This is a genomic window from Solibacillus isronensis (assembly GCF_023715405.1).
GTDB classification, from domain to species: Bacteria; Bacillota; Bacilli; order Bacillales_A; family Planococcaceae; genus Solibacillus; species Solibacillus isronensis_B.
On sequence record NZ_JAMBOC010000053.1, the window covers coordinates 1 to 255 of the forward strand.

Below are 255 nucleotides of genomic sequence, written 5' to 3' on the forward strand. Positions count from 1 at the left end.
TACTCTCACAGGGGGAAGCCCCCAACTACCATCGGCGCTAAAGAGCTTAACTTCCGTGTTCGGTATGGGAACGGGTGTGACCTCTTTGCCATCATCACTTCACTATTTTCGGCTTCCAATACACGGCGCTATCCTTCGTCAACTTCCCTCGTTCTTTCAGTCACGTACTTTAGTACGCTCCTTCAATCACTCAGTCGTTTCCTCGACTAGCTTGTGTCTTGAAACCCTTAGAAAGATCATTCTTTCAAAACTGGA

The 255-nt window shown here is 47.5% G+C and carries 1 rRNA gene; it reads right to left on the reverse strand.

The annotated features are described in order from the left end of the window. A 5S ribosomal RNA gene (rrf, locus tag M3166_RS19225) occupies window positions 1–102 on the reverse strand; the annotation flags it as partial. Window positions 103–255: the final 153 nt, after the last annotated feature.